The sequence below is a fragment of the Cobetia sp. 1CM21F genome (assembly GCF_023161745.1).
Taxonomy (GTDB): Bacteria; Pseudomonadota; Gammaproteobacteria; order Pseudomonadales; family Halomonadaceae; genus Cobetia; species Cobetia amphilecti.
Genome location: NZ_JALNTQ010000001.1, coordinates 1,228,276 through 1,252,288, shown reverse-complemented (window position 1 = coordinate 1,252,288; position 24,013 = coordinate 1,228,276). Strand labels below are relative to the sequence as shown.

The 24,013-nt window shown below is 62.5% G+C and carries 19 protein-coding genes; 13 read left to right on the top strand and 6 right to left on the bottom strand.

Annotated features, from left to right (window positions below; genetic code table 11):
- Positions 1-284: 284 nt before the first annotated feature.
- Positions 285-1,937: a nitrite/sulfite reductase gene (locus MSG32_RS05070; RefSeq protein ID WP_141391638.1), complete on the top strand. Its 1,653-nt coding sequence runs from the start codon at positions 285-287 to the stop codon at positions 1,935-1,937.
- A complete protein-coding gene (locus MSG32_RS05065) occupies positions 1,930-2,481 on the top strand; it encodes a DUF934 domain-containing protein (protein WP_248378225.1) in 552 nt (183 codons plus the stop codon). The genes MSG32_RS05070 and MSG32_RS05065 overlap by 8 nt, the downstream gene beginning before the upstream one ends.
- 189 nt (positions 2,482-2,670) lie before the next feature.
- On the opposite strand, the gene MSG32_RS05060 is transcribed toward MSG32_RS05065, so the two are convergent.
- Complete coding sequence (locus MSG32_RS05060) at positions 2,671-2,844, bottom strand: DUF2970 domain-containing protein (protein ID WP_082388754.1); 174 nt, start codon at positions 2,842-2,844, stop codon at positions 2,671-2,673.
- Between the two features lie 301 nt (positions 2,845-3,145).
- Here MSG32_RS05060 and MSG32_RS05055 point away from each other — a divergent pair, with 301 nt between their 5' ends.
- Positions 3,146-3,505: a hypothetical protein gene (locus MSG32_RS05055; RefSeq protein ID WP_153635789.1), complete on the top strand. Its 360-nt coding sequence runs from the start codon at positions 3,146-3,148 to the stop codon at positions 3,503-3,505.
- A 332-nt stretch (positions 3,506-3,837) separates the two neighbouring features.
- On the opposite strand, the gene MSG32_RS05050 is transcribed toward MSG32_RS05055, so the two are convergent.
- Positions 3,838-4,137 carry a hypothetical protein gene (locus tag MSG32_RS05050; protein ID WP_153635790.1) on the bottom strand — a complete coding sequence of 100 codons (300 nt, stop codon included), beginning with the start codon at positions 4,135-4,137 and terminating at the stop codon, positions 3,838-3,840.
- 464 nt (positions 4,138-4,601) lie between these two features.
- On the opposite strand from MSG32_RS05050, the gene MSG32_RS05045 reads away from it, so the two are divergent.
- The 10 genes from MSG32_RS05045 to MSG32_RS05000 all read left to right on the top strand — a co-directional run bounded on the left by MSG32_RS05045 (position 4,602) and on the right by MSG32_RS05000 (position 19,423).
- A complete protein-coding gene (locus MSG32_RS05045; RefSeq protein WP_248378223.1) occupies positions 4,602-7,079 on the top strand; it encodes a cache domain-containing protein in 2,478 nt (825 codons plus the stop codon).
- A gap of 357 nt (positions 7,080-7,436) precedes the next feature.
- Positions 7,437-8,234: a FadR/GntR family transcriptional regulator gene (locus MSG32_RS05040; RefSeq protein WP_248378221.1), complete on the top strand. Its 798-nt coding sequence runs from the start codon at positions 7,437-7,439 to the stop codon at positions 8,232-8,234.
- Between the two features lie 97 nt (positions 8,235-8,331).
- A complete protein-coding gene (gene dgoD, locus MSG32_RS05035) occupies positions 8,332-9,480 on the top strand; it encodes a galactonate dehydratase (protein ID WP_248378219.1) in 1,149 nt (382 codons plus the stop codon).
- A 96-nt stretch (positions 9,481-9,576) separates the two neighbouring features.
- Positions 9,577-10,368: an SDR family oxidoreductase gene (locus tag MSG32_RS05030; RefSeq protein WP_248378217.1), complete on the top strand. Its 792-nt coding sequence runs from the start codon at positions 9,577-9,579 to the stop codon at positions 10,366-10,368.
- Entirely contained in the window at positions 10,365-11,420 is a 1,056-nt protein-coding gene (locus MSG32_RS05025) for a 2-dehydro-3-deoxygalactonokinase (RefSeq protein ID WP_248378215.1), read from the top strand. The genes MSG32_RS05030 and MSG32_RS05025 overlap by 4 nt, the downstream gene beginning before the upstream one ends.
- A 121-nt stretch (positions 11,421-11,541) precedes the next feature.
- Positions 11,542-12,156 (top strand): 2-dehydro-3-deoxy-6-phosphogalactonate aldolase, encoded by a 615-nt coding sequence (locus MSG32_RS05020; RefSeq protein ID WP_216060643.1) that lies wholly within the window; start codon positions 11,542-11,544, stop codon positions 12,154-12,156.
- 88 nt (positions 12,157-12,244) lie between these two features.
- On the top strand, positions 12,245-13,171 hold the full coding sequence (locus tag MSG32_RS05015) for an SMP-30/gluconolactonase/LRE family protein (protein WP_248378213.1): 927 nt from the start codon (positions 12,245-12,247) through the stop codon (positions 13,169-13,171).
- A 44-nt stretch (positions 13,172-13,215) separates the two neighbouring features.
- A complete protein-coding gene (locus tag MSG32_RS05010) occupies positions 13,216-15,438 on the top strand; it encodes an alpha-galactosidase (protein WP_248378211.1) in 2,223 nt (740 codons plus the stop codon).
- A gap of 70 nt (positions 15,439-15,508) precedes the next feature.
- Entirely contained in the window at positions 15,509-17,497 is a 1,989-nt protein-coding gene (locus MSG32_RS05005) for a beta-galactosidase (RefSeq protein ID WP_248378209.1), read from the top strand.
- 537 nt (positions 17,498-18,034) lie between these two features.
- Positions 18,035-19,423 carry a GntP family permease gene (locus tag MSG32_RS05000; RefSeq protein ID WP_248378207.1) on the top strand — a complete coding sequence of 463 codons (1,389 nt, stop codon included), beginning with the start codon at positions 18,035-18,037 and terminating at the stop codon, positions 19,421-19,423.
- A gap of 151 nt (positions 19,424-19,574) precedes the next feature.
- Here the strand turns inward: MSG32_RS05000 and MSG32_RS04995 are convergent, their stop codons facing one another.
- The 4 genes from MSG32_RS04995 to MSG32_RS04980 form a co-directional block, all read right to left on the bottom strand.
- Positions 19,575-19,898 (bottom strand): hypothetical protein, encoded by a 324-nt coding sequence (locus MSG32_RS04995; RefSeq protein ID WP_054556636.1) that lies wholly within the window; start codon positions 19,896-19,898, stop codon positions 19,575-19,577.
- 140 nt (positions 19,899-20,038) lie between these two features.
- Positions 20,039-22,300, bottom strand: coding sequence for an FUSC family protein (locus MSG32_RS04990; protein WP_248378205.1), 2,262 nt, complete (start codon positions 22,298-22,300; stop codon positions 20,039-20,041).
- Positions 22,301-22,303: 3 nt separating this feature from the next.
- Positions 22,304-23,284, bottom strand: a complete 981-nt coding sequence (locus MSG32_RS04985; RefSeq protein WP_248378196.1) for an efflux RND transporter periplasmic adaptor subunit — start codon at positions 23,282-23,284, stop codon at positions 22,304-22,306.
- 105 nt (positions 23,285-23,389) lie between these two features.
- Positions 23,390-23,632, bottom strand: a complete 243-nt coding sequence (locus MSG32_RS04980) for a DUF1656 domain-containing protein (RefSeq protein WP_054556634.1) — start codon at positions 23,630-23,632, stop codon at positions 23,390-23,392.
- Between the last annotated feature and the right edge of the window lie 381 nt (positions 23,633-24,013).

The following is a 24,013-nucleotide window of genomic DNA, read 5'->3' as shown; positions in this document are numbered from 1 at the left end:
CTGACTGAGGCCCTCCGTTCTGCGCAAGCCCGGCATGCGGCAGGCCCGTGCCTGTCGTGAGCCCCCCGGCAACATGGCCAGACGCCTTACCCTCCGGCGGCTGGTCTTTTCTTTTTCGCTGCTGGTAGGCAAACTCAACGCGCCTTCTTAATAACGCCATCGTCGAAAACTATGAGGATTTATTCTTTTAAAGAATAAAGAATAGAGGGTATGGTGGCTTCAGCATCAACAAGATTCGCATCAGTGGACGATCATCTGATGCCCGACCGCAGGACACCCCTGACATGTATCGCTATGACACCTACGACCAGACGCTGGTCGACGAGCGGGTAGCTCAGTTCAAGGACCAGATGGATCGCTATCTGGCGGGCCGTCTGGGAGATGAAGAATTCCGCCCTCTGCGCCTGCAGAACGGCCTCTACATCCAGCGTCATGCCCCGATGCTGCGTATCGCCATTCCCTACGGCATGTTGAGCGCTGTCCAGCTGCGCGCCATGGCGGCCATCAGCCGTCGTTATGACCGTTCCTATGGACACTTCACGACTCGCCAGAATCTGCAGCTGAACTGGCCGAAGCTGGAAGATGTCCCGGCGATTCTCGCCGAACTGGCTCAGGTCGAGATGCATGCGATCCAGACCAGCGGCAACTGCATCCGCAATACCACGACTGACCAGTTCGCCGGTATCGCGGAAGACGAGACCGTCGATCCGCGTCCCTGGTGTGAGCTGATCCGTCAGTGGTCCACGCTTCACCCGGAATTTGCCTATCTGCCGCGCAAGTTCAAGATTGCCGTCACCGGTGCCAGCGCCGACCGCGCTGCCATCCAGGTCCACGATATCGGCATTCGTCTCAACCGCGCCGACGATGGCAGCGTCAAGGCCACCATCCTGGCGGGTGGCGGTCTCGGCCGTACGCCGATGGTCGGCGACATCGTGCGCGAAGACCTCGACTGGCAGCACCTGCTGACCTATCTGGACGCCATCGTGCGTGTCTACAACCAGTGGGGCCGTCGCGACAACAAGTACAAGGCGCGCATCAAGATCCTGGTCAAGGCACTGGGAATCGAGGAATTCCGTCGTCGCGTCGAGGAAGAATGGGCCCACCTCAAGGATGGCCCGGAGACCCTCACCGACTCCGCCGTCACCAAGGCGACCAGCTACTTCCCCGAGCCTGAGCGCCGTGAAGTAAGCGCCGAGGCCATCGAGGCCTATGAGACCCTGCGCCGCGAGAACCGTGCCTTCGCGCGTTTCGTGACCAACAACGTCGTCGGCCACAAGGTGCCGGGCTACAAGGCCGTCACCCTGTCGCTCAAGCGTCGTGAACTGGCCCCGGGTGACGTCACCGCCGACCAGATGGACGCCGTGGCTGACCTCGCGGAGCAGTACGGCTTCGGTGAACTGCGCGTGACTCACGAGCAGAACCTGGTGCTGTCTGACGTGCCGGTCGATGAACTCGAGACACTCTGGAAGGCGCTGGAAGAACTCGGCATGGCCAACCCGACCGTGGGCACGCTGGCGGACATGATCTGCTGCCCGGGTGGCGATTTCTGCTCGCTGGCCAATGCCAAGTCGATTCCCATCGCTCAGGCACTGCAGGACCGCTTCGAAGACCTCGACTTCCTGTACGACCTCGGCCCGCTGGACCTGAATATCTCGGGCTGCATGAACGCCTGTGGCCATCACCACGTCGGCAACATCGGTATCCTCGGTGTCGACAAGAAAGGCCAGGAGTTCTACCAGGTCTCGCTGGGCGGACGCAGTGACGACAACGCCACGCTCGGCAAGATCCTCGGCCCGTCCTTCAATGCCGAAGACATGCCGAACGTCATCGACAAGGTGCTGCAGGTGTACGTCGAGCAGCGTCTGGAAGATGAAGTCTTCGTCGATACCTACCACCGCATCGGCATGAAGCCGTTCAAGGAGCGGGTCTATGCCTGAGGTGACAGCAGAAATGACATCAGCACGTGAATTGACCGATCAGCGCCAGGGTGGCGTCATCCGTCAGAATCAGCTGGTGAGCGAAGATGCCTGGCAGGTCGTGCGTCTGGATGAAGACGGCAATCTGCCGAGCTATCAGCAACCCGCCCTGCTGCCGCTGGCAGAATGGCAGGCGCTGGTCGCCGCCGGCGAAGGCTCTGATCATCTGGCGCCCTGGCTTGCCAGTGACACCGAGCTCACGCCGGAACTGGGCAAGGCACTGGCGGACGCACCGCTGCTGGCGGTCGACTTCCCGAACTTCAATGATGGCCGCGGTTACACCATCGCCCGCCTGATGCGCGAACGCTTCGGCTATCAGGGTGAGATTCGCGCCATCGGTGACGTGCTGGTGGATCAACTCCACTACATGAGCCGTTGCGGCATCACTGCCTTTGCGCTGCGTGACGATCAGTACGTGGAAGATGCCTTGCATGCCCTGAGCTCGTTCAGCGTCAGCTACCAGACCGGCGTCGACCAGAAGACGCCGCTGTTCGCGCGTCGCTGATCGCCCGCTCTTGATCACTCACTGCTTCTGCCTTCGGATAGACACTGGATAGAAGGCAATCGCAGCCGAGTGAGCCAAGCAAAAGCCCCCGTCCAGGATGCTCTCCTGGGCGGGGGCTTTTTTCATGCCGGATGTTTCATATCTGAAGTGTCTTGTGTGACGTTTCGTCTCTGTCACCTGAGCGGCTCATCAGCCGGCGACGACCGTGGACAGCAATGCCATCCCTCCCACCAGCAGTGCGGCCATCACCAGTCCCACCACCAGAAAGTCCAGCGCATGGCCGTGCTCGAAATCACGCTTGCGATTGGCCTCCTTCTGGACACCAAAGAATGCTGCCAGTACGGATTTGACTTCATTGATCATGATCGCCTCCTTGTCGGTGACCTCACGCAATTCATCATCTGGGCACAGGATTGTCTGAGAATAGGGTTGTTGAAGCCAGGGTTGTTGAAGACAGAGTTGACTGGGGACAGCACAGGATGCTCGCGCGCATTCCAGCAGAGGGAGCTATGCTCAACTCAGCTCAGGTTGCGAAGCCTGTGCCACCAGACACCAGCCACTATCACTATTGGTCACAATAACGCCAAACACCAGCTGCCCCGCAGGTATTTCCCCCAAGGTTTGCACTCATCAGCTATCAGATACCATGAGACAGGAGTCCAGAATGCCAGTCGCCAATCAACCGATGCAGCCTTTCGCTGCCATGTTCAGCACCCCACTGCCCTGGATGAATCGCCCCGACGACCTCGTGCATCCCCTCGCCCCCTTGATGCGTTGTCAGCAGGTATGGTGGACCCTGAGCCTCAAGGCATATGAGCAGGAAATCGAGTTTATTCGCATGTGGCAGACCAAGAGCATGGAAATGGGCCAGTGCCTGCTATCGACCGGGTTCGTTGACCCACACGAGTCGAAGGAGTGCCTGACGGAGATCGTCAGTGATGTGCAGGAACATACCGTCAAGCGCCTGCAACGCCTGCAAGGCCTGACAGATGAATTGAAGGAAGCCATCTGGGAGGAGATCTAGACCCAAGTCCGAGGGCCGGTGGAAGCGATGCCGAATGAAGCTAGTCATCAAGCAGACAAGCGGTCTCGTAGATACGTCGGCAAGCCAAAAAGCCAATAACAAGACGTCAGAAAATCCATCGGGCTAGATAACCATTGGACCCAGATGCGCCAAGCGACAAACGCACAACGCCCAGCCTTCAGGAAGAAGTGCTGGGCGTTGTTCTGGCAGGCTTACAGGCTTGCACGCTTGAACAGACCATCGCGACGCGCAGCGCCATATCTGCGTAGCTCAAGTGATAGTTCAGGGCTTGCTCAAGGCAGAGTGCAAGAGACGTCAGCCAAGACTGAGGCTTACGCTGATTCCTCTGACTCCGCGTCTCCCTTGAAGGCCTCAAGCTCACGCAGCCATGTCTGGGCGGCCTCGCGATCGAGATCGAATTCCGCGATCAGACTCTCGAGCCGCGCCACGAACTCCGCTTCACGCTGCTGGGCGCGCGCGTCGTCGGCGTCGTGGTTCGACTCAGCGGCGGGCGCAGGCTGAGAAGAGCGATCCAGCGCATTCAGCTCTTCCGCCAACGCCTTTTCGAGCTCATCAAAGAGAGCACGCTGCTTGCGAGCACTGGCAATGATCTTTTCATCATGTCGGTTCATGCACGATTTTCCACTTTTGATCTTGTCGACAACAAGAAGACAACGCTATGAGTTCACTGCAGGACGATGAGCGACAATTTGACTTGCAGCTTATGCACGACACCTTCAACACTCGACCGGCGCGCCTCAAATCAAGATGTTAGCGAGCCTCTTCTGGACAGCCATAGACAAATGACAGATATCTTCTTGAAAGCCATACAGAAAACTAGCTTCATCATGCCCCTTTCAACGCCTGCTCGCAAGACATCGCGCGATACGCAAAGCGCGCAAGTGCCCTGAACTGGGGCTTCACGGAGTGTTGGGCACTCTCACTTGGCATCTGGACGCCAACACCGTAGCGTTGGCTGGATGATGTCGATGCCTGAAACGACATCTCATGGGTGTTGCGCTAGCCGCTATGCTCGAAACAGTGTCATCATCGCCCTTCGCAGCGCCACCGCATCACTCATGGATGACGTGACTCGATGATCAAGGATAGTGATCTCTCTCGACATGGGCCAGATACCGGCCCGCCCGATCTTCGCTCCCCGGACAGACAGCGTCCGTTCGGCAAACCCTTGCGCCTGTGGCTGGGGTTGACCGCACTTTCCTGTCTCTCGCTTGGCGGCCTGCTGGTATTTCAGGAATCGCAGAGTCGCGAACAGGACATTCTGCAGGCCCAGGCGACCCAGATGCTGGTCGCCAGGGAGCGGCGTCAACAGGCCAGCCTGATGGTGGAGCAGACACTGGGCATGATCGCCTCGCGACATCGCGATTACGAGCATCGTCTGCAACGTCTTCTCATCACCACCATGCGTTCCCCATCGCTGGGCATTAGCCATCTGAGTGGTCGTGATCGCTCCTTCGTCAGCACCGAACTGTTGCGCCAGTTCCCGGACCTGCGCATCAACCCGGACTGGATCGACATCGTGCAGCTCCCCACCACGCTCCACCCTGACTGGTGGAATCAGGAGCTGAATCAGCGCCTCAACGCGGGCATGCTCAAGGCACAATTCCTGCGCGGCACGGATGCCGGACTGGTGTTTGCCGTGCCTCTGGGGCAAGAGGAAGACAGCCCCGGCGCCGTGCGACTTGATCGACGACAGCAGCCTGCCCCTTGGGCGCTGGTGCATATCGACCCGAAGATGGTGGCCTTTCTGGTCGCCAATGAGCTGAGACAATCTCTGCACGCGAGTATCGAGCGCGAGGAAAGCCGCTATGTCTGGATCAACGAGATCCTGGACCCGGCCGGCGGTGAGGGCTATGCCCGCCGCTTGATCCATCCTCTGCTGCCGGCCACCGAAGGCAAGTTGCTGTCGACCGAGTACCAGGACAGCAGTGGCCGCTTCCCGTATCGCACCGAGCTCGAGGGTGTCTTGAACGGCAGTGGCATTTACTTCGATTACCGCTTCCCCAAGCGCCCGGGCGCCGAGCAGGTCGACAAGACCGCCTACGCCGCCCTGTATCCCCCCTTCCAGTGGATCATCGCCAGTGGTGTCTATCTCGATGACATCAGTGAAGCCGCCTTCCAGGCGCACGCAGACTTGATGAAGAAGAAGCACGCGCTGGAGCGTTGGCACTTCCTGATCACGCTGCTGGTGACCTTGATGCTCTGCCTGGCCTTTGGCTACGCCTTCCTGCGCCAGTATCGCGAGCGACAGCTGCAGATGCGCCAGCGCATGAATCAACTGGAGCATGAGCTTGAGCAGCGCGGCGAAGACAGGCTCGGGTCGGTGATGCGCATGATCCGTGAGGAACGCTGCCCCGAGCGTTCAGGTGAAGACTGGCTGGCCGCCAATCTTGTCAGCGCCATCGCGACACGACTCGGGATGGACCGCCAGGAAATCGCCACGCTGGAACGCGTCGCCATGCTGCATGATATCGGCAAGCTGGCGCTGCCTGACTCACTGCTGCGACCACGCGATGAACTGCATTTCGATCAGTATCACTTGCTGCGTCGCCATGTCGAGATCGGGGCACGCATGATGGAAGATGCCCTGATGGCGCCCGCCGAAGCTGACCTGCTGCGTGCCAGCCAGCAGTTCATGCTGGGGGCCTGCAGCAGGTTGGCGCCGCATGCAAACGGCAACGCTGACGCGCCCTCCCAGCTCTCGCAGTCCTCTACAACACCTCCTTCTGAGCTTCCCTCTGCTCCTCCTCATACAGACACCCCACAGGCGGAGCAGGCCTCTACCGATATTGCTGCAACGTCGCTTGGTGAGACGTCGCTCGCTGCCAGCACTCTGGCGCTGGTCGTGCAGGTCATCGAGCTGGTGCGGCACACCGAGCTCAGTGAGGCCCAGGCGCTGTGCGATATCGAGCACCGTCATGGCCATCTACCACCAGAGTTGCTGCAGGCGGCGCGTGAAGTGCTGACGGAGCAACCGATACCGCCGGCGCCCACCCTGCATCGACTCTGCCCGCAGCAGGTAGAACGCGACCCGAACCGGTGGCGCGACAGCCACAGTGGCTGCTTCACCCGCGCATTGCTGGATGCCGCTCTCGAGGCGCTGGCCCGCGAGTGTCAGGACGCCATGGGACAGCACATCACGCTGTGCCATCTTCGTCTGAGCCGGAAGGGAGGCGCGCGACGCGACGCTGGCGACAGACAACTTGCGCCACTCGATGCCCAGCTTGGCCCGCACCTGAATGCCTGCTTCCATCCGCTGCGTGTCTTCCGCGTCAGTGAGGGCAACTTCATCGTGATGGGCCATCAATGTCGGGATATCTCGCCTGCGCAGAAAGTGACTCGCCACCCTGAAGGCAATGAACTACTGTTCGAGGCGCCAGCCAATGGCACCGCCTCGCCGCCCACCGCCGATTCCCTGACATCGCTGCTGTCATCGCTGGAGGTCACCGCGACGCTGGAGGTCACGCTGCTCGATCTCTCCTGTGCCCAGACTCTCAAGGAATGGCAACTGACCCTCAATGGCCACCTGGCTCGCTACCCGCCATCGGCTTGATCCAGTCTGGCACCAGGCTTTCCTTGTGACCCGCTTCCCTATGACCCGCTTTGCATGTGACCCGGCTTCAAAAGGCCACATGACGTGACAGGGGCCAGACATCGTGTCTGGCCCCTGTCGTTGTGGGCACACCCCTTTTTACTACCATCCTTGTTAGCTTCGCCCTTGTTAGCTGTGTCGGGCGGGCTTCTCGCGCGACCAAAGTTGAAGTGTTTGCGTCTTGTTGAAATGTCCGACATTTATTAATGTGTGTTCAGACATTTATTCTGATGCTCGGAACCTCATGCATCAGCGCCGCGCTCCAAGGCGGTGCGATGCAGTGACTCACCTGGCCATCTCCTCACGACAGGCATCTCAATGACCGACTCTCTGGCGACAGCCGCGCTCGCCACTGACAGCGCTTCGGCGGACGACGCGACCCCGCGCAGCATGGAGGCCATGGCCACCTGCATGGCGCGGGAAATCCTCGCGGGCAGCTTCGGCCCCGGTGACAGCTTTCCGCGTGAACTGGACCTCTGCCAGCGCTTCGACGCCAGCCGCAACCGTGTTCGCAATGCCCTGGCTCAGCTGGTGAGCGCCGGGCTGCTGGAGCGCACCGCCGGGCGTGGCACCATCGTGCGCGAGATGAGCGAATGGCAGCTGCTGGACCCGCTGATGAGCCATTGGGTCAGCGGCCTCGACGGTATCAACCCGGACCTGATGCGCGAGATCTACGCCTTCCGTCTCTCCGTCGAGCCCTACGTCAGTGCGCTGGCCGCGATGAAGGCCAATGCCCAGGACCTCGCGCGCCTGGAGCGCGCCTTCGAAGGCATGGTCAATACCGCCAATGACAGCTCGCGCGAGGCGCATGCCGAGCACGATGTCGCCTTCCACGAGGCCATCTACCACGCCACGCACAATCTGGTATGGACACAGCTTGGCAGTTTGCTGCGCCCTTCCATCAGCCAGCTGATCCACAGTACCCAGCAGTCCGCGCAGCAGCATGATCACAGCCATCATCGCGCCAGCCTCGATCGTCACCGCGCGGTGATGGAGGCCATTCGCCTGCGCCAGCCCGAGATGGCACGCACCTGTGCCGAGCGGGTGCTGGAGACCGCAGCGCGCGATCTCGGCTTCTCACCGGACCACCCGCAGCTGCGGCACCGCCGCTTCTGATGCTGATCGGGCGTCAGTTGATGACGGCCGATCCCACCACTCGCTTCGCCTGGCGCTGAGCCTCGTTCAAACGCCCATTCTCAACAAGGATGCATCCGTGAAAATCACCCGACTCAAGACCTGGCAAGTTCCGCCGCGCTGGCTTTTTCTCAAGATCGAGACCGATGAAGGCTGCTATGGCTGGGGCGAGCCTGTCATCGAGGGCCGCGCCGCGACGGTCGAGGCCGCCGTGCACGAGCTGTCCGATTATCTGGTCGGTCAGGACCCGCGCAATATCGAGCACCTGTGGAACGTGATGTACCGCGCAGGTTTCTATCGTGGTGGCCCGATCCTGATGTCTGCCATCGCCGGCATCGATCAGGCGCTGTGGGACCTGAAGGGCCGTGATCTGGGCGTGCCCGTGCACCAGCTGCTCGGCGGCCCGGTGCGCGACAAGATGCGCATGTATGCCTGGACCGGCGGTGACCGCCCGTCAGATGTCGGCGCAGGCGCCAAGGCACTGGTCGATCAGGGCTTCACCGCCTTCAAGATGAATGGCACGCCGGAGATGCAGATCGTCGATTCGCACAAGAAGATCGATGACGCCGTGGCGCGTGTCGCCGAGGCTCGTGATGCGGTCGGTCCGGATGTCGGCATCGGTATCGACTTCCATGGTCGCGTGCATCGCCCGATGGCCAAGGCGTTGCTGCGTGAGCTGGAGCAGTTCCACCCGATGTTCATCGAGGAGCCGGTCGCGCCTGAGCACCTGCCGTCGCTCAAGCACATCGCCGAAGGCATCGCGACGCCCATCGCCACCGGCGAGCGCCTGCACACCCGTTTCCAGTTCCGCGATCTGCTGGCGGACGGCATGGTCGACATCATCCAGCCGGACCTCTCGCACTGTGGCGGCATCAGCGAAGGCCTGAAGATCGCCACCCTGGCCTCGGCCTACGATGTGGCGCTGGCCCCGCACTGCCCGCTCGGCCCGCTGACGCTGGCGGCCTCGCTGCAACTGGACGCGGTGTGTCACAACGCCTTCATCCAGGAGCAGAGCATGGGAATCCACTACAACAAGGACAACGACGTACTGGATTACCTGGTCGTCAAGGATGCGCTGGCGATCAAGGACGGCTTCTGCGCCATTCCGCAGGGCCCTGGGCTGGGCGTCGAGATCGACGAAGCCTTCGTCGAGGAGCGTGCCAAGGTCGGCCATCGCTGGCGCAACCCGCTGTGGACCCACGAAGACGGCTCCGTCGCCGAGTGGTAATGCCGAGCAAGCCGCAACGCACACACTGACAACACAGACGCCATGCCAGGACAGGTCTTCCGCCGAAGGCCTGTCACGCTCAAGGAAGGATTCGACATGACTCGTACCGCATCATCCGAACGCCCCGCCTTCGCCGACTTTCGCTACCCGGACCTCGAAGGCGCCAGCGTCTTCATCACCGGCGGTGGCTCCGGCATCGGCGCCGCGCTGACCGAAGGCTTCCTCGCCCAGGGCGCCAAGGTCGCCTTCGTCGGCCTGTCCGATGCCAGCGAATTCTGTGACGCCATGGAAGCTCGCTACGCCAATCGCCCGCTGTTCATCCCCTGCAACATCCAGGATATCGAGGCGCTGCAGGCCGCCGTCGCTCAGGCGCGTGAGGCCCACGGCCTGATCAACGTGCTGGTCAACAACGCCGCGCGTGATACCCGTCATACGCTGGATGAGTGGACGGTGGAACAGTGGGATGAATCCATCGCCACCAACCTGCGCCCGCAATTCTTCACCGCCCAGGCCGTCGCCCCCGACATGCGCGCGCTGGGTGGTGGCGCCATCATCAATCTGTCCTCCAACAGCTACATGCTGGGACTGGGCGGTTACCCGACCTACGTCACCGCCAAGGCCGGCATCATGGGCATGACCAAGGCGCTGGCGCGCGAGCTGGGCCCGGACGCCATTCGCGTCAACTGCCTGATTCCGGGCTGGGTGATGACGGAGCGTCAGCGCGAGCTGTGGGTCAACGACAAGGACCTGAACGAGTGCATTGATCAGCAGTGTCTGAAAGAGGCCATTCCGGTCGAGGACATGATCAATCCGTGCCTGTTCCTGGCCTCCAGCGCCTCGCGCATGATGACCGGCCAGCCGATGGTGGTAGACGGAGGCCGAGTGTGAGCGCCGTCAGCGTCACGCCGGCCTGGATCGCCGTCGACTGGGGTTCCAGCAATCTGCGCGCCTGGGCCGTCAATGGCGACGATGAAGTCATCGCCCAGGCCAGCAGTGCCCGCGGCATGCTGGGACTGGCGGCGGATGAGTTCGAGGATGTACTGCGCGTGCTGATCAATGATTGGCTGCCCGACGATGCGACCTCACCCATGCCGGTGCTGATCTGTGGCATGGCCGGCGCGCGTCAAGGCTGGCAGGAGGCGGCTTACCTGCCGTTGCCCACGGAGAAGATGCCTTCCCGTGATGTGCTGGGGGCACTCTCCGAGCAGCTGACCCACGTCGCGACCCGCGACAGCCGCCTTGCCGTCGCCATCGTGCCGGGCCTCTGTCAGCAGCAGCCGACCTACGATGTCATGCGTGGCGAGGAGACCCAGCTGGCGGGCCTGGTCGCTGCCCAGCCCGACTACAGCGGTGCGGTGTGTCTGCCCGGCACCCACGCCAAGTGGGCACATCTCACCAGTGGCGCCATCACCGGATTCAGCACCTTCATGAGCGGCGAGCTTTTCAAGCTGCTCAGTCAGGATTCGGTGCTCAAGCACTCCGTCGCTGCCGGAGATCTCAGCGACGCCGCCCAGCGCGATGCCTATCTGGAGGGCATCGATACGGCGCTTGCCGCCCCGGAGCGCACCACCGCGCAACTGTTCGGCATTCGTGCCCGCGATCTGCTCGATACGGCTCTGCCTGAGGGTGATGCTCGCAAGGCGGTACTCGGAGCACGCCTGTCAGGCCTGGTGCTGGGGCTTGAGCTGGCGGGCGCCACTGCGGAGCTTTCGGATCATGCCACCATCACCCTGATCGGCGACGCCGTGCTGTGCCAGCGCTATCAGGTCGCGCTGGAGCATCTGGGCTATCAGGTCACCACCGCGGCCAACGCCGACATGATTCTGGCAGGCCTCGGACGCATCCAGCGTGCACGATCAGCCGCGCAGCCCTCGTCATCAGAGCGTGGCTTGTCATCGGCCCGTGCGTCGTCATCGGATCGCGCCTCTGTGAGCCATTGATTCAGCATTGCTGACATTACCAGTCAGTGAGCCAAGTCACTCCTCACTTCACACAGCCCTTATTCAAAGAGCTCCTCTTCAAACAGCTCCTCTTCAAACAGCCCCATTTCTGGAGATCGCCATGAGCCTGCCTCTGGTCGCCATACTGCGCGGTGTGACACCGCAAGACATCATCGCCATCGCCGACGAGATCATCGCCGCCGGCATCACCCGCATCGAAGTCCCGCTCAACTCCCCTCAGCCGCTGGAGAGCATCGCCGCACTGGTCGAGCACTGCGAGCGCGCGCACGGCGGCAAGATCCTGATCGGTGCCGGCACCGTGCTGACCCCGCAACAGGTGCGCGATGTGCACGCCGCCGGCGGCCGTCTGATCGTCTCGCCCAATGCCGATGTCGATGTCATCCGCGAAAGTCGCCGGCTGGAGATGGTCTCGTTGCCCGGCATCGTCACGCCGACGGAAGCCTTCGCCGCCCTCGCTGCCGGCGCCTCGGGTCTCAAGCTGTTCCCGGCGACTCAGGTCGGCATCGTCAACATGAAGGCCATGCTGGCCGTGCTGCCCAAGGACACCGAGCTTTATGCCGTCGGCGGCATCGGCAGTGACAACTTCGCCGAATGGCGCGCGGCGGGTGTCCATGGCGCTGGCCTCGGCACGGCCATCTACACGCCCGGCCTGAGCGCCGCCGAGGTTGGCGAACGGGCCCGCACTCTGGTCGCGGCATGGCAGGCGGCTGACTGATAGCCACATACGGATGGCGACAAGTCGCGCCGCCGCAAGAGTGACGAGACAGCGTAAAGAGCCCACGGATATCGCAAAGGAGCAGCAGATGACGTCATCACCATGCCTTGGCACTGCCAGGCGCCTCGTGGCCAGTGGCTGCGAGCTGGGCGAAGGACCGGGCTGGACGCCCGCGACCAAGGCCCTGCCTGCGCGGGTGCGCTGGCTGAACATCCTCGCCGGCGAACTGCATCACGCCGCCGCTGACGGCAGTGATCACGTCATCACTCAGCTCGCGCGCCGCACCTCCTACGCAGCCGTTACCCAAGAGGGCGATTACCTGCTGGTCGCGCAGGGGATGCTCTCGCGCTTCACCCCCGAGACCGGCGCCGTGGAAGATGTCATGCCCTTCGAGGCGGACACGACGCCGGCCACGCGCAGCAATGACGCGCGGGTCGATCGTCACGGTAGTCTGTGGTTGTCGAGCATGGGCTGCAACGCCGAGACCGGCGCTGGCAGCCTCTATCGGCTGCATCGCGGTGAACTGACCCGCGTGCTCGAGGGGCTGAGCATTCCCAATGCGCTGTGCTTTTCGCCGGAGGGCCGCTTCGCCTATTTCACCGACACCGTCACCGGTCAGGTGATGCGCTGGCAGCTGGACGCCGATGGCTGGCCACTCACCTCGGCAGGTAAATACAACGCCCCTGAGGTCTGGGCCGATCTGCGCGTTGCCGGTGGTGGCCCGGATGGCGCCGTGATCGATGCCGACGGCCACATGTGGATCGCGCTCTGGGGGGCCGGCCGCGTGGCCAGGCTGGATCACGATGGCAAGGAAATCGCCCATGTGGCGCTGCCGGTCAGCCAGCCTTCGTGCCCGCTGTTCGGTGGCGAGGGGCTGAGCACGCTGTACATCACCACGGCGCGTGAAGGCATGGCCACGCCGGATCATGCGGCGGGTGACGGTGACCTCTTCGCGCTGGACCTGTCAGCACACGGCTTCAAGGGACTGGCAGAGCCACCGCTGGTGCTGGGCTGACACTGCCATTCCGTCTCTGATCTTTCTTCATTTCTGGACCTCTCATGATGACCGCAGACGCCCCATCTTCCCGACCGTCGGCCGCGCCTGACGCGACCTGGTCAAGCGATCAGCAGTGGTTGAGCCTGAGTGCCGATGGCATCCAGCTGCAGCTGGATCTCGCCGATGGCCTGCTCAAGCTGGCCCATTTCGGGCGCATCGCGCCCATCAATCCGGATCAGCACCGCCTGATGAGCGCTGCCGCCACGCCTCAGGCGAGCCTGGATCAGCTGCCGCCCAACACCCTGTTCAATGATGCCGGGCTTGGCTTTGCCGGCTATCCCGCGCTGATCGGTGATCGCGAAGGCCGCGACTGGCTGACGGCGATGCGCCTGAGCGATGTGGCCTGCTCGACGGATGCCACCGGCGCCCACGCTCGCCTGACGCTTCGCGACAGCCTGAGTGAGCTGGAAGTGCTGCTGGCGCTGACCGTCACCCGCGAGGGCGTACTGCGTCAGCAGACGACCCTGACCAATCAGTCATCAGCGCCCTACCGGCTCGAATGGCTGGCGGCTGCCTGCCTGCCGTTGCCGGTCCGCTTCGAGGAGTGCCTGAGTTTCGGTGGCCGCTGGGTGCAGGAATTCACCGAGACGCGTCATCGTCTCAGCGAAGGCACTTTCACGCTCGAGAACCGTCGCGGGCGCAGCTCGCATCAACGCGTGCCGACGCTGATCACCGGCACGCCAGGCTTCAGCGAGCAGCGTGGCGAAGTCATCACCGCGCATCTGGCGTGGAGTGGCAACCATCGCGCCCTGATCGAGCGGCAGTTCGATGGCAGCACCCAATTGCAGATGGGCGCCCTGCTGCTGCCTGGCGAGCAGATGCTGGCCGCCGGCGACAGCGTGACCACCCCGGAAGTGGTGATGGCCTGGTCGGATACGGGCATCAATGGCGCCAGCCAGCGCATGCATCGCACCCTGCGTGCGCGCCTTGACTGGCCGGTGGCTGACAAGCCGCGCCCGGTTCACGTCAACACCTGGGAAGCGCTCTACTTCGATCACGATGCGACGCGCCTCCAAGAGTTGGTCGTTGCCGCCGGTGAGGTGGGTGCCGAGCGTTTCGTGCTCGATGATGGCTGGTTCGTCGGCCGGGATGGCGAACGCGCCGCCCTGGGCGACTGGTATCTGGATACCGCCAAGTACCCGCAGGGGCTGGGGCCGCTGATCGAGTCCGTACAGGCGCACGGTATGGAATTCGGCCTGTGGGTCGAGCCCGAGATGGTCAATCCGGACAGTGAACTCTTCCGCACCCATCCGGACTGGATTCTCGGGCTGGAGGGGCGTGAGCAGCCGCTGGGACGCTATCAATGCGTGCTGGACCTGACCCGCCGCGAGGTCTGTGACTACCTGTTTGCGCGCCTCGATGCGCTGCTCAGTGAGTACCCGATCAAGTATCTGAAATGGGACATGAATCGCGACCTGACCCACGCGGGAGGCCAGTCGGAAGAAGGTCGCGGCAAGCCTGTCGCCCATGCTCAGGTCAGCGCGCTCTACTCGCTGCTGGCCCGCCTGCGAAAGGCACATCCCGGCGTCGAGATCGAGAGCTGCGCCTCGGGTGGCGCGCGCACCGATCACGGCATACTCCGGCACACCCATCGCGTCTGGACGTCCGACTGCAATGACCCCCACGAGCGCACGCATATCCAGCGCGGGGCCAGTCGCGTACTGCCGCCGGAGCTTCTGGGCGCGCATATCGGGCCGCAACACGCTCACACCACCTCGCGGCGCACGACGCTCGCCTTCCGCGCCTCCACGGCACTGTTCGGTCATCTGGGGCTGGAGCTGGATGTCAGCCAGCTCGATCAGGCGGAGCGCAGTGAGCTGGGCGGCTGGATAGCGCGCTACAAGACGCTGCGTGGTCTGCTGCACAACGGCGTCAGCTGGCGTCTGGATTGCCTGGATGACAATCAGCATGCCCACGGCGTGGTCAGTCAGGATGGCCAGCAGGCCCTTTTCAGCATCAGCCAGCTGGCCATGCCACGCCACGCCGTGCCCGCCGCCCAGCCGCTGACCGGCCTGCAAGCCGACACGGCCTACCGGCTCGAGCTGCTGGAACTGCCGGAGCACCCGGAGCGACGCATGAAGCAGCTGCCCGCCTGGATCAGCCGACAACAGGCCGGCGAGCCGGTCGTCGTCTCCGGTGAGTACCTGATGCGTGAAGGCCTTGCCCTGCCGGTGCTGGACCCTGACCAGGCAATCCTGATCCACCTTCAGGCGGTGGCGGCATGACCCGTGCCGCGCAGGCTGTGATGGCCTGCGCCGCGCTCGCTCCCCATTTTCAGCTTCAAGGATGAACCCCATGCAGCTCGGTGTCTGTTACTACCCGGAACACTGGCCACGTGATCGCTGGCCGCAGGATGCTCGCGACATGATGGAAGCCGGCATTCGTGTCGTGCGTATCGGTGAATTCGCCTGGAGTCGCCTGGAACCCGGCGCGGGTGACCTGCGCTTCGAGTGGCTGGATGAGGCCATCGAGGTGCTGGCGGCGGCCGGTCTCAAGATCGTGATGGGCACGCCCACGGCGACACCGCCGAAATGGCTGGTGGATGCCCACCCGGAGATTCTGGCCGTCGATGAGAATGGCGACACGCGTGGCTATGGCTCGCGTCGTCATTACTGCTTCTCTTCACCGACGTTTCGTACCTTGAGTGAGCGCATCGTGCGCCTGATGGGCGAGCGCTACGCAAACCATCCCGCGATCATCGCCTGGCAGACCGACAACGAGTACGGCTGTCATGACACCATTCTCAGCTACTCCGCGGCCGCCCGCGCCCGCTTCCCCGAATGGCTCGAGGCACGCTATGGCACGGTCAAGGCCCTCAATGAGGCCTGGGGTACGGTGTTCTGGAGCATGGAAGTCAGCGAGTTCTCCCAGGTCGAGGCGCCCGTCGGCACCGTGACCGAGCCGCATCCGGCCATCGTGCTCGATTATCGACGCTTCTGCTCCGACATGGTGGTCGAATACAACCGCCTGCAGGTCGACACCCTGCGTGCCGCGGGTGTCAGCGGCGATATCGTGCACAACTTCATGGGCCTGTTCACCGAATTCGATCACTTCGATGTCGCCCGGGATCTGGATATCGCCAGCTGGGACAGCTACCCACTGGGCTTTCTGGAGCGCGGTGCCCACGACGATGCCACCAAGGCCCATTATCGCCAGCAAGGCCATCCGGACTTTGCCGGCTTCCATCACGACCTCTACCGCGCCATGTGCAAGGGCCGTTGGTGGGTGATGGAGCAGCAGCCCGGCCCGGTCAACTGGGCGATCAGCAACGCCGCGCCCTTGCCCGGCATGGTGCGACTGTGGAGCCACGAAGCCTTCGCACATGGCGCCGAAGTCGTCTCCTACTTCCGCTGGCGTCAGGCGCCCTTCGCCCAGGAGCAGATGCACGCTGGACTGCTGCGCCCGGACGGCTCGCCCGCCTCGGCCTGGCCGGAGCTTTTGCAGGTGCGCGATGAGCTGGCGACACTCGCGGAACATGACACGACGACTGCCCAGCAGGCCCCCGTCGCCCTGATGTTCGATTACGCCTCCATCTGGGCCTGTCAGATCCAGCCCCACGCCGAGAACTTCAACCCGCTCGAGCTGTACCTGAGCTGGTACAGCGCGCTGCGGCGACTCGGGCTTGATGTCGATATCGTCTCACCGCGCGATGCGCTCAGTGGCTATCCACTGATCGTGCTTCCCTGCCAGGTGATCGCCGATGAGGCACTGACGGCGCGTCTGAGCGCGGCGCGCGATTCAGGCAGTCGCGTGGTGATCGGCGCACGCTCCGGCTCGCGTACGCCGGAGTTTCAGATACCCGCGCAGCTGGCGCCCGGCGCACTCAGCGAGCTGACGGGCGTCACGGTCGATCGAGTCGATGGTCTGAGGCCAGGGGCCGAGCCGGCCGTCACGCTGAGCAACGGCGCACGCGGTCACGCCCTGCGCTGGCGCGATCTGCTCGATCATCAGCGCACCCGCGCACAGGTGGTAACGCGCTTCGAGGATGGCGAACCCGCCATCCTGCATCATCGTGGCGTCAGCTATCTGACCGCCTGGTTGAGTGAAGACAGTCTGGTGGCGATTCTGCAGGCGGAGTGTCAGGCCTGCGGCATCACCACCCATGCCCTGCCCGACGGCGTGCGCCTGCGGCGGCGCGGGCCGCTGAGCTTCGCCTTCAACTATGCGCCCGAGCCGCGCTGGCTGCCGGAAGGCCTCGTCAATGACAGCGGGCTGCTGGCCGGTAGCCGGGGGCTGGCACCCGCTGACGTCTGTATCTGGTTCAGTGACGAAAAGCGCCCCTGAGTGAGGCGGCTCCTGCCCACTCATTCAACGCGAAAATCGACTTTGCTTGAAAGCAGGACATCTCTCGGATTTCGCGACCGGCAGACTGTTCGATCACTTGCCGCGGCGCCTTCGGGCGCCGCTTTTTTGTACAGCTATTCTGGACAGCTATTCTAGGTCTCCATGTCACCTGCCCAGGCTTCATGACTGACTACAACAGCGTGCTGACACAACCCCCCTGCTTACCAGATGACTGAGGTTGCTACTTCGTTGCAATGAAGCAGACAGGAAGATAACGGTATATTTTTTAAATGTAAAACGACCTCTCTTTTCGCTGCGCAAGGCCAGAGGGAGTCTGCCCTTGAGTGCTCGCTGACCGCACAGCGCTGCCACTTAAGGCGCATTGTTCTCATGTCAGACAATCTCTAGTGTGCTGGATGTCTCTGTATATAAGCCAATAAATAGCAAAAACAACAGGCCACGCACCTGTAGACAGGACAACCGTCGTCAATGGCAGACGACCCACGACTACGATAACGCCAACTACGAGATACCCCCATGAGTATTCTTGCCATTCTGATATCGCTCGGGCTGCTGATGTTCCTGGCCTACCGCGGTATCACCGTTCTCTTGCTCGCCCCTCTGATGGCCGCCCTCGCCGTCGTCCTGTCAGGAGATGCAGCCGCCCTGCTGCCCAGCTACACCGTGACCTTCATGAGCCAGCTGGGCGGCTATCTGGCCAAGTTCTTCCCGCTGTTCATCCTCGGCGCCCTGTTCGGCCAGCTGATGGCCGATTCCGGCGCCGCGCATGCCATCTCCGAAGGTCTGGTCAAACGCCTGGGGACACGCCATGTGATCCTGACCGTGGTGCTGGCCTGTGCACTGCTCACCTATGGGGGCGTCTCGCTGTTCGTGGTCGCCTTCGCCGTCTACCCGATTGGCGCCCAGCTCTTCCAGCGCACCGGCACGCCCAAGCGATTGCTGCCCGCGGCCATCGCCCTCGGCTCCTTCACCTTCACCATGACGGCACTCCCCGGCACGCCTGCCATCCAGAACGCCATCCCGATCCCCTACTTCCAGACCAACAGCTTTGCAGCGCCAGGCCTGGGCATCATCGCAGGCCTGATCATGCTGGGGCTGGGCACCTGGTGGCTGAAGGGACGTGCCAGCAAGGCTCAGGCACAGGGGGAAGGCTACGGGGTCCACAAGGACGAAGCGCTTGAGGAATCCCCCGCGCCCGCCGCACGGATGGGCATGATCACGGCGCTGATTCCGCTGGTGATGGTCATCGGCCTGAATGCCCTGCTGACCTATCTCGTCTTCCCGCGCATCGATTTCTCCTACCTGAGCGAGGCCTTCCCGGAGCTTGACCCGGCGGGCGCCACCGGCATGTGGTCGATCCTGATCGCGCTGGCCTTCGCCTCCACCTGGCTGGTCATTTCACGCTGGAAGCAGTGGGCCGACCTGAAGACCACCGTCAACAATGGCTGCTTCGGCGCCATGCTGCCGGTCTTCAATACCGCCTCAGAGGTGGGATATGGCGCGGTGATCGCCAGCCTGGCCGGTTTCGCGATGGTCAAGGAGGCGGTGCTCGGCCTGTATCCGGCCAACCCGCTGATCTCGGAAGCGGTAGCGGTCAATGTTCTGGCCGGCATCACCGGCTCGTCATCCGGCGGCATGAGCATTGCGCTGTCGACTCTGGGCGAGACCTACCGCGAGATGGCCGTCAATGCCGGCATCGATCTGGAGCTGATGCACCGCGTGGCGGCGCTGGCGGCGGGCAGCATGGACACCTTGCCGCACTCCGGCGCGGTCATCACCCTGCTGGCGATCTGCAAGCTGACTCACCGCCAGTCCTACGGCCAGATGTTCATGATGACGGTCGCCTTCCCGATGCTGGCCCTGATTGCCGTCGTGACCCTGGGCAGCCTGGTCGGCAGCTTCTGAGCCCTGAAGCTCCACAACAGTGGGAAGTTTTCGAACATGAATGGAGCAAAATGACGCCAGGCCTATGACAAGAAGGCCAATGACAAGAAGGCCACCCATTCGGGTGGCCTTCTTGTTGAGAAATCATGCTGGCCAGCGACGCGCTGACATCTCAATAGACGTGGTGAGCCCGCTTCGGGTCCAGCGTCTCATGGCGTGCCCGCGTCTTGATCCACAGCGTCAGGTCATCGCGGTCGGCGCCGGGATTCTCGGCGACCCACTCGACGATACGCGAGGCAATGAATTCGGCATGAAACTCATCGTCGAACTGCAGCAGCATGAGGTCCTCGCCCGCCTGGGAGATGCGCAACAATACCTCGCTTGCCGGCAATACATAGAGATTCAACTCATGCAGATATTGCGTCGTGAAGGTCACGCGCCGAAAACGCTCGGGAACATTGCGCCCACTGTTGCTGATATCGTTCATGAAAGCCATGGCTCTCTCCTACAGTAAGGCGCTAATACATTTCGCTCATTTTTGAGCTGACCTTCTTATCATAGCGCAGAAGATATGCTGCGGGCCGGTTTATAAGAACATTTTGTTGGAATCTGCAAGTGACTCTCCTTAACGCAATATCAGCTGCGTTGTTGGCGCAGGGCATCACTTTGCAAGGTTAGCTGAACTCGCGTCAGCCAGCCCGCCAGCAGCGCCTGCTTATGCCGACTCATGGTGCGATGTTGCTCGATCACTTCGCATAATCGGTCGCCGGCCGCCCGCATTCTGGTAGGACTCTCTCCTCGGGCACAGCGCTGATAATCATCCGCCAGTGCATGGATCAATTCGCGCAAGGCGTGCTGTACCGGGCGTGGCACATCGTTGCCCAATTCCCGCCGCACGAAGCCTATGCCGCGTCCGATATCCATCCCTGTCAGCCCCAGCGTCAGTAGCGGCATGCCGAGCACTTGCTGCTGTGCATCATCGGGCTGACCACTTGCATTCTCGCCACTGCGACGCGCTTCCTGTTCACGACTGCGAGTCTGTTCATGCCGGGCCAGGCGCAGCAGCCTGTCGCCCATGCGCCCGCCGAACCAGCTGTCCAGGCGCTCGGTGGAGCGTTCCGCCAGCTCACGAATATCACTCGCCGTGGCGCGAATCAGCTGACGCTTGTCCCAGCCGGCCCCCGGCACGGGAATCAGGCGGAAACCGATGATGGTCACGATCAGACCGATCCCGGCCGCCAGACTCCGGTTGAGGGTATAGGCGACATCGAAGGTCATGCCGTTGTCCGGCATCACCAGCAGAATATTGAACACCACGAAGGGCAAGGCGATCCCCGCCAGCGCCGGCACGACAGAGCCCATCAGGCCAAGGAACAGGGGGATACTGAAGATGATCACGAAGGGCACGAAGTGCTGGGCGTGACTGAGCATGACATTGCCGAACAGCAATACGCTCGGCACCGCCAGCAGCAGGCCCTTGAGCACCATCGGAATGATCGGTGCCGGATCACCGCGACTGACGAAGATGCCCGAGAACAGCGTGCCCAGCAGCATGGCCACCGCCCCGTTGTCCCATGCCGTCGCAAGCCAGAAGATCGCCGTGGCGCTGAAGATGGCCATCGCGCGCAGCGCATCGATGGCGGCGCGTCCGTGATCGCGGTGCCAGCTCATGCTTGGCTGACGCAGCTGATGACGGCCGGGATGATTGATGACCTCGCGTGCCTGCAGGATAACCAGCGCATGCCCCAGCACCTCACGCAGACTGAACAGCAGCCTGGCTTCCAGCGCGGTGATGCTGCGCTGACCGCGAGACAGGCGCAGACATTCCCCACGCAGCTCCTTGAGCGTCTTGCGTGCCTGGGCCGTGCCCTGATTGTCGGCCATGCTCTGAAAGGCCGCGCCCAGGCATTGCATCAGGTCCTGGGTCGGCTGACTGAAACGTTCGGCTTCCTGTCTGTGGGTCTGGTCCAGCTCACTGGGGTGTGCGCTCGCCTCACCGTCATCGCGCTGTGAAGACACAAAGAACTCAGGATGACGCAGCTGGTGCAGGGCCTTGAGGGTCGCGTAGAGACGCATGCTTCGCCGCGTCAGCAGGTGTACGCCGCGAATGCGCCCCTTGCCCTGGGGGCCTTCATAACGCGCCGAGTGGGCGTCGATCTCGAGATTGTTGAGCGCATCCAGCCCGGTCATCATCTGCTCGAGCATCGCCATGCGTTCACGTTGCTGACCTTTTAACTGGGCTTGTGACAGGCCTTGTGAATGAGCTTGTGACTGACCGTCAGCATCTCGACTCCCAGCCCTATCAGCCTCCAGCGGCATCGAGAAGGCCAGCGCCATATAGCGGAAGGTGGCATTCACCGCCGTGTCCGCCAGCTGGCCGAGATGATCCCGCACACGAATCGGCCAGACAAGCGCACTCACGACGACAGCACACAGCGCGCCGAGACTCAGCTCGCTGAGACGAGCCAGCGCCACCGAGAAGAAGTCATCCGGCGCCGAGGACGTCAGCACCACGATGATCATGCAGGCCACCGCCGCCATCACACAGCCATAGGACAGATTGTTGTGCGTCAGCGAGGCGCCATAGATGCATAGCCCGATCCACAGCGTGACCGAGCCCAGCGCCAGTTCCGGCACCTGGGCAAAGCAGCCCATGATCACCACGGCCACACAGGTACCGACGAAGGTACCCGTGACCTGACAGATACCCTTCTCGACCACCATGCCTGACATCGGACGTGTCTGCAGAAACGCCGCCGAGATCAACGCCCAATAGGGGCGATCGAGATCGAAGAAGAAGGCGGTGTAGAGGGCCAGCGCCATCGCCAGCACACCCTTGGTGGCGAACTTGAGGGCGAACGGCGAAGGCCTTAAGAAGGCGGCCAGAGCGGGAGACATGGATCAGTGCTTCCCGTCTACGTCTTGGACGGCCTGAGCTGTCTCGACCGGTTCCGCCTCGACAGGTGCCGCCTTGGCCTGCGTCGCCTCATCATTGCCATCTTCCGCCGTGATCAGCCTGACACTCGCCGTCATGCCGGCGGCAAGATTGACACCTGAGGCACGTACCGCCTCGATATCATCGAATTCCACCCGCACCGGAATGCGCTGCGCCAGACGCACCCAACTGAAGGTGGCGCTCACCTGGGGCAGTTGCTGGGCATTGGTCGCGGTATTGTCATCGGCGATGCCCTGGCCTATCCCCACGACTCGCCCCTTGAAGTCTTCATTGCCACTCATCAGCGTGATCTGGACCGGATCGCCCGCACGCACATGCTGCAGCTTGGTCTCCTGGAAGTAGGCGCTCAGGTAGAAGGAGTCATCCTTGATCAGCGCCATCACCGCCGTGCCTGCCGTGACGTAATTGCCCTGACTGAGGTGCATGTTGAGGATGCTACCGTCGGCGGGCGCCACCAGACGCGTACGATCGAGATCCAGCTGCGCGGATTGCACCGCGGCTTCGGCCTGTTGCACATCAGCGCGGGCGACCTCGGCCTCCAGACGCGCACTGTCGCGCTCTTCCTCGCTGATGGCACGATTGGTCAAGCGACCACGACGATTGGATTCATGCTCCTTGAGGCTCAGGGTCGCCTTGGCACTGGCGAGACTGGCCTCGGCCTTGGCAAGCGCCGCCTCATAGCGCGCACGATCGACCTGAAGAATGACGTCCCCTTCCTTGACCCGCGTGGTATCCGCCACGTTCAGCTCACGCACCCAACCGGAGACATCCGGGCTCAGCGTGATCACCTCGGCGCGTACCCGGGCGTCACGCGTCCAGGGACTGTACATGTAGGTATTCCACAGCCACACCGCACACCAGGCTGCAGCCGCCACCAGACATAGAGTGATGATCCATTTGACGGCTTTCTGTCGCAGGTTGCGCATGCGGTTTCCTTGGGGGATAGAGGGGCTGGAGGAAATGGGTGCCGCGAAAGGGTTCGCGGGGAAATCGGGATGACGAATAACGAGACGCTGGGGCAATGACGTACATCACGTCACGAGGGCAACCACCGCCGCCAGACAGATGACAAACAGCGAGATATCGAACCAGGCCTCGAACCAGAGCTCGTGATTGGCCAGCAGACGATGCAGCAGCGTGCGAATGAGCCCCGCCGCCAGCAAGGCGACCAGCGCATAGACCAGCATCGGGCTGATCAGGAATTCCCCGACCACCATTTCATGCAGCGCATTGAAGCCAGACGTAACATCATTGCCTGCGGCGATTTCCTTCATCGAGATGTCCTTGACTTGCGTTGGGCGAGAGCTGGCTTGCGTATGCGAGATCTGGCTTGTGTATGCGATAGCTGAATAGCGACTGCCATGCGTGCAATCAGCGTTCAACGATGGTGGCAGCCTGGCGTGCATTCAAGGCCCACGGGTGAACTGTTCCACTGCGCGAATCTTGAGGGCAGTGTCATCGCTGAGAATATATGCAGGCTAACATTTTTCGCCGGCGTGCACCGTTGCGTGAGAAGAATCACCCCATTCCTTGTACAGCGCGCGACCAGAATCCGCTCTCCATTTGGCTGTGCGCTAACCGGCACAACCGGAATGGTCACCAGGCATTCAGGTGGTAGCAGCCTCCGAGGTGGCCTGAGACGCAAAACGGCTTAC

What these genes read in the sequence shown, in the direction of transcription:
- MSG32_RS05070 (WP_141391638.1), top strand. Translation starts at nt 285, where the DNA reads ATGTATCGCTATGACACCTACGACCAGACGCTGGTCGACGAGCGGGTA.
- MSG32_RS05065 (WP_248378225.1), top strand. Translation starts at nt 1,930, where the DNA reads ATGCCTGAGGTGACAGCAGAAATGACATCAGCACGTGAATTGACCGAT.
- MSG32_RS05060 (WP_082388754.1), bottom strand. Translation starts at nt 2,844, where the DNA reads ATGATCAATGAAGTCAAATCCGTACTGGCAGCATTCTTTGGTGTCCAG.
- MSG32_RS05055 (WP_153635789.1), top strand. Translation starts at nt 3,146, where the DNA reads ATGCCAGTCGCCAATCAACCGATGCAGCCTTTCGCTGCCATGTTCAGC.
- MSG32_RS05050 (WP_153635790.1), bottom strand. Translation starts at nt 4,137, where the DNA reads ATGAACCGACATGATGAAAAGATCATTGCCAGTGCTCGCAAGCAGCGT.
- MSG32_RS05045 (WP_248378223.1), top strand. Translation starts at nt 4,602, where the DNA reads ATGATCAAGGATAGTGATCTCTCTCGACATGGGCCAGATACCGGCCCG.
- MSG32_RS05040 (WP_248378221.1), top strand. Translation starts at nt 7,437, where the DNA reads ATGACCGACTCTCTGGCGACAGCCGCGCTCGCCACTGACAGCGCTTCG.
- MSG32_RS05030 (WP_248378217.1), top strand. Translation starts at nt 9,577, where the DNA reads ATGACTCGTACCGCATCATCCGAACGCCCCGCCTTCGCCGACTTTCGC.
- MSG32_RS05020 (WP_216060643.1), top strand. Translation starts at nt 11,542, where the DNA reads ATGAGCCTGCCTCTGGTCGCCATACTGCGCGGTGTGACACCGCAAGAC.
- MSG32_RS05015 (WP_248378213.1), top strand. Translation starts at nt 12,245, where the DNA reads ATGACGTCATCACCATGCCTTGGCACTGCCAGGCGCCTCGTGGCCAGT.
- MSG32_RS05010 (WP_248378211.1), top strand. Translation starts at nt 13,216, where the DNA reads ATGATGACCGCAGACGCCCCATCTTCCCGACCGTCGGCCGCGCCTGAC.
- MSG32_RS05005 (WP_248378209.1), top strand. Translation starts at nt 15,509, where the DNA reads ATGCAGCTCGGTGTCTGTTACTACCCGGAACACTGGCCACGTGATCGC.
- MSG32_RS05000 (WP_248378207.1), top strand. Translation starts at nt 18,035, where the DNA reads ATGAGTATTCTTGCCATTCTGATATCGCTCGGGCTGCTGATGTTCCTG.
- MSG32_RS04995 (WP_054556636.1), bottom strand. Translation starts at nt 19,898, where the DNA reads ATGGCTTTCATGAACGATATCAGCAACAGTGGGCGCAATGTTCCCGAG.
- MSG32_RS04990 (WP_248378205.1), bottom strand. Translation starts at nt 22,300, where the DNA reads ATGTCTCCCGCTCTGGCCGCCTTCTTAAGGCCTTCGCCGTTCGCCCTC.
- MSG32_RS04985 (WP_248378196.1), bottom strand. Translation starts at nt 23,284, where the DNA reads ATGCGCAACCTGCGACAGAAAGCCGTCAAATGGATCATCACTCTATGT.
- MSG32_RS04980 (WP_054556634.1), bottom strand. Translation starts at nt 23,632, where the DNA reads ATGAAGGAAATCGCCGCAGGCAATGATGTTACGTCTGGCTTCAATGCG.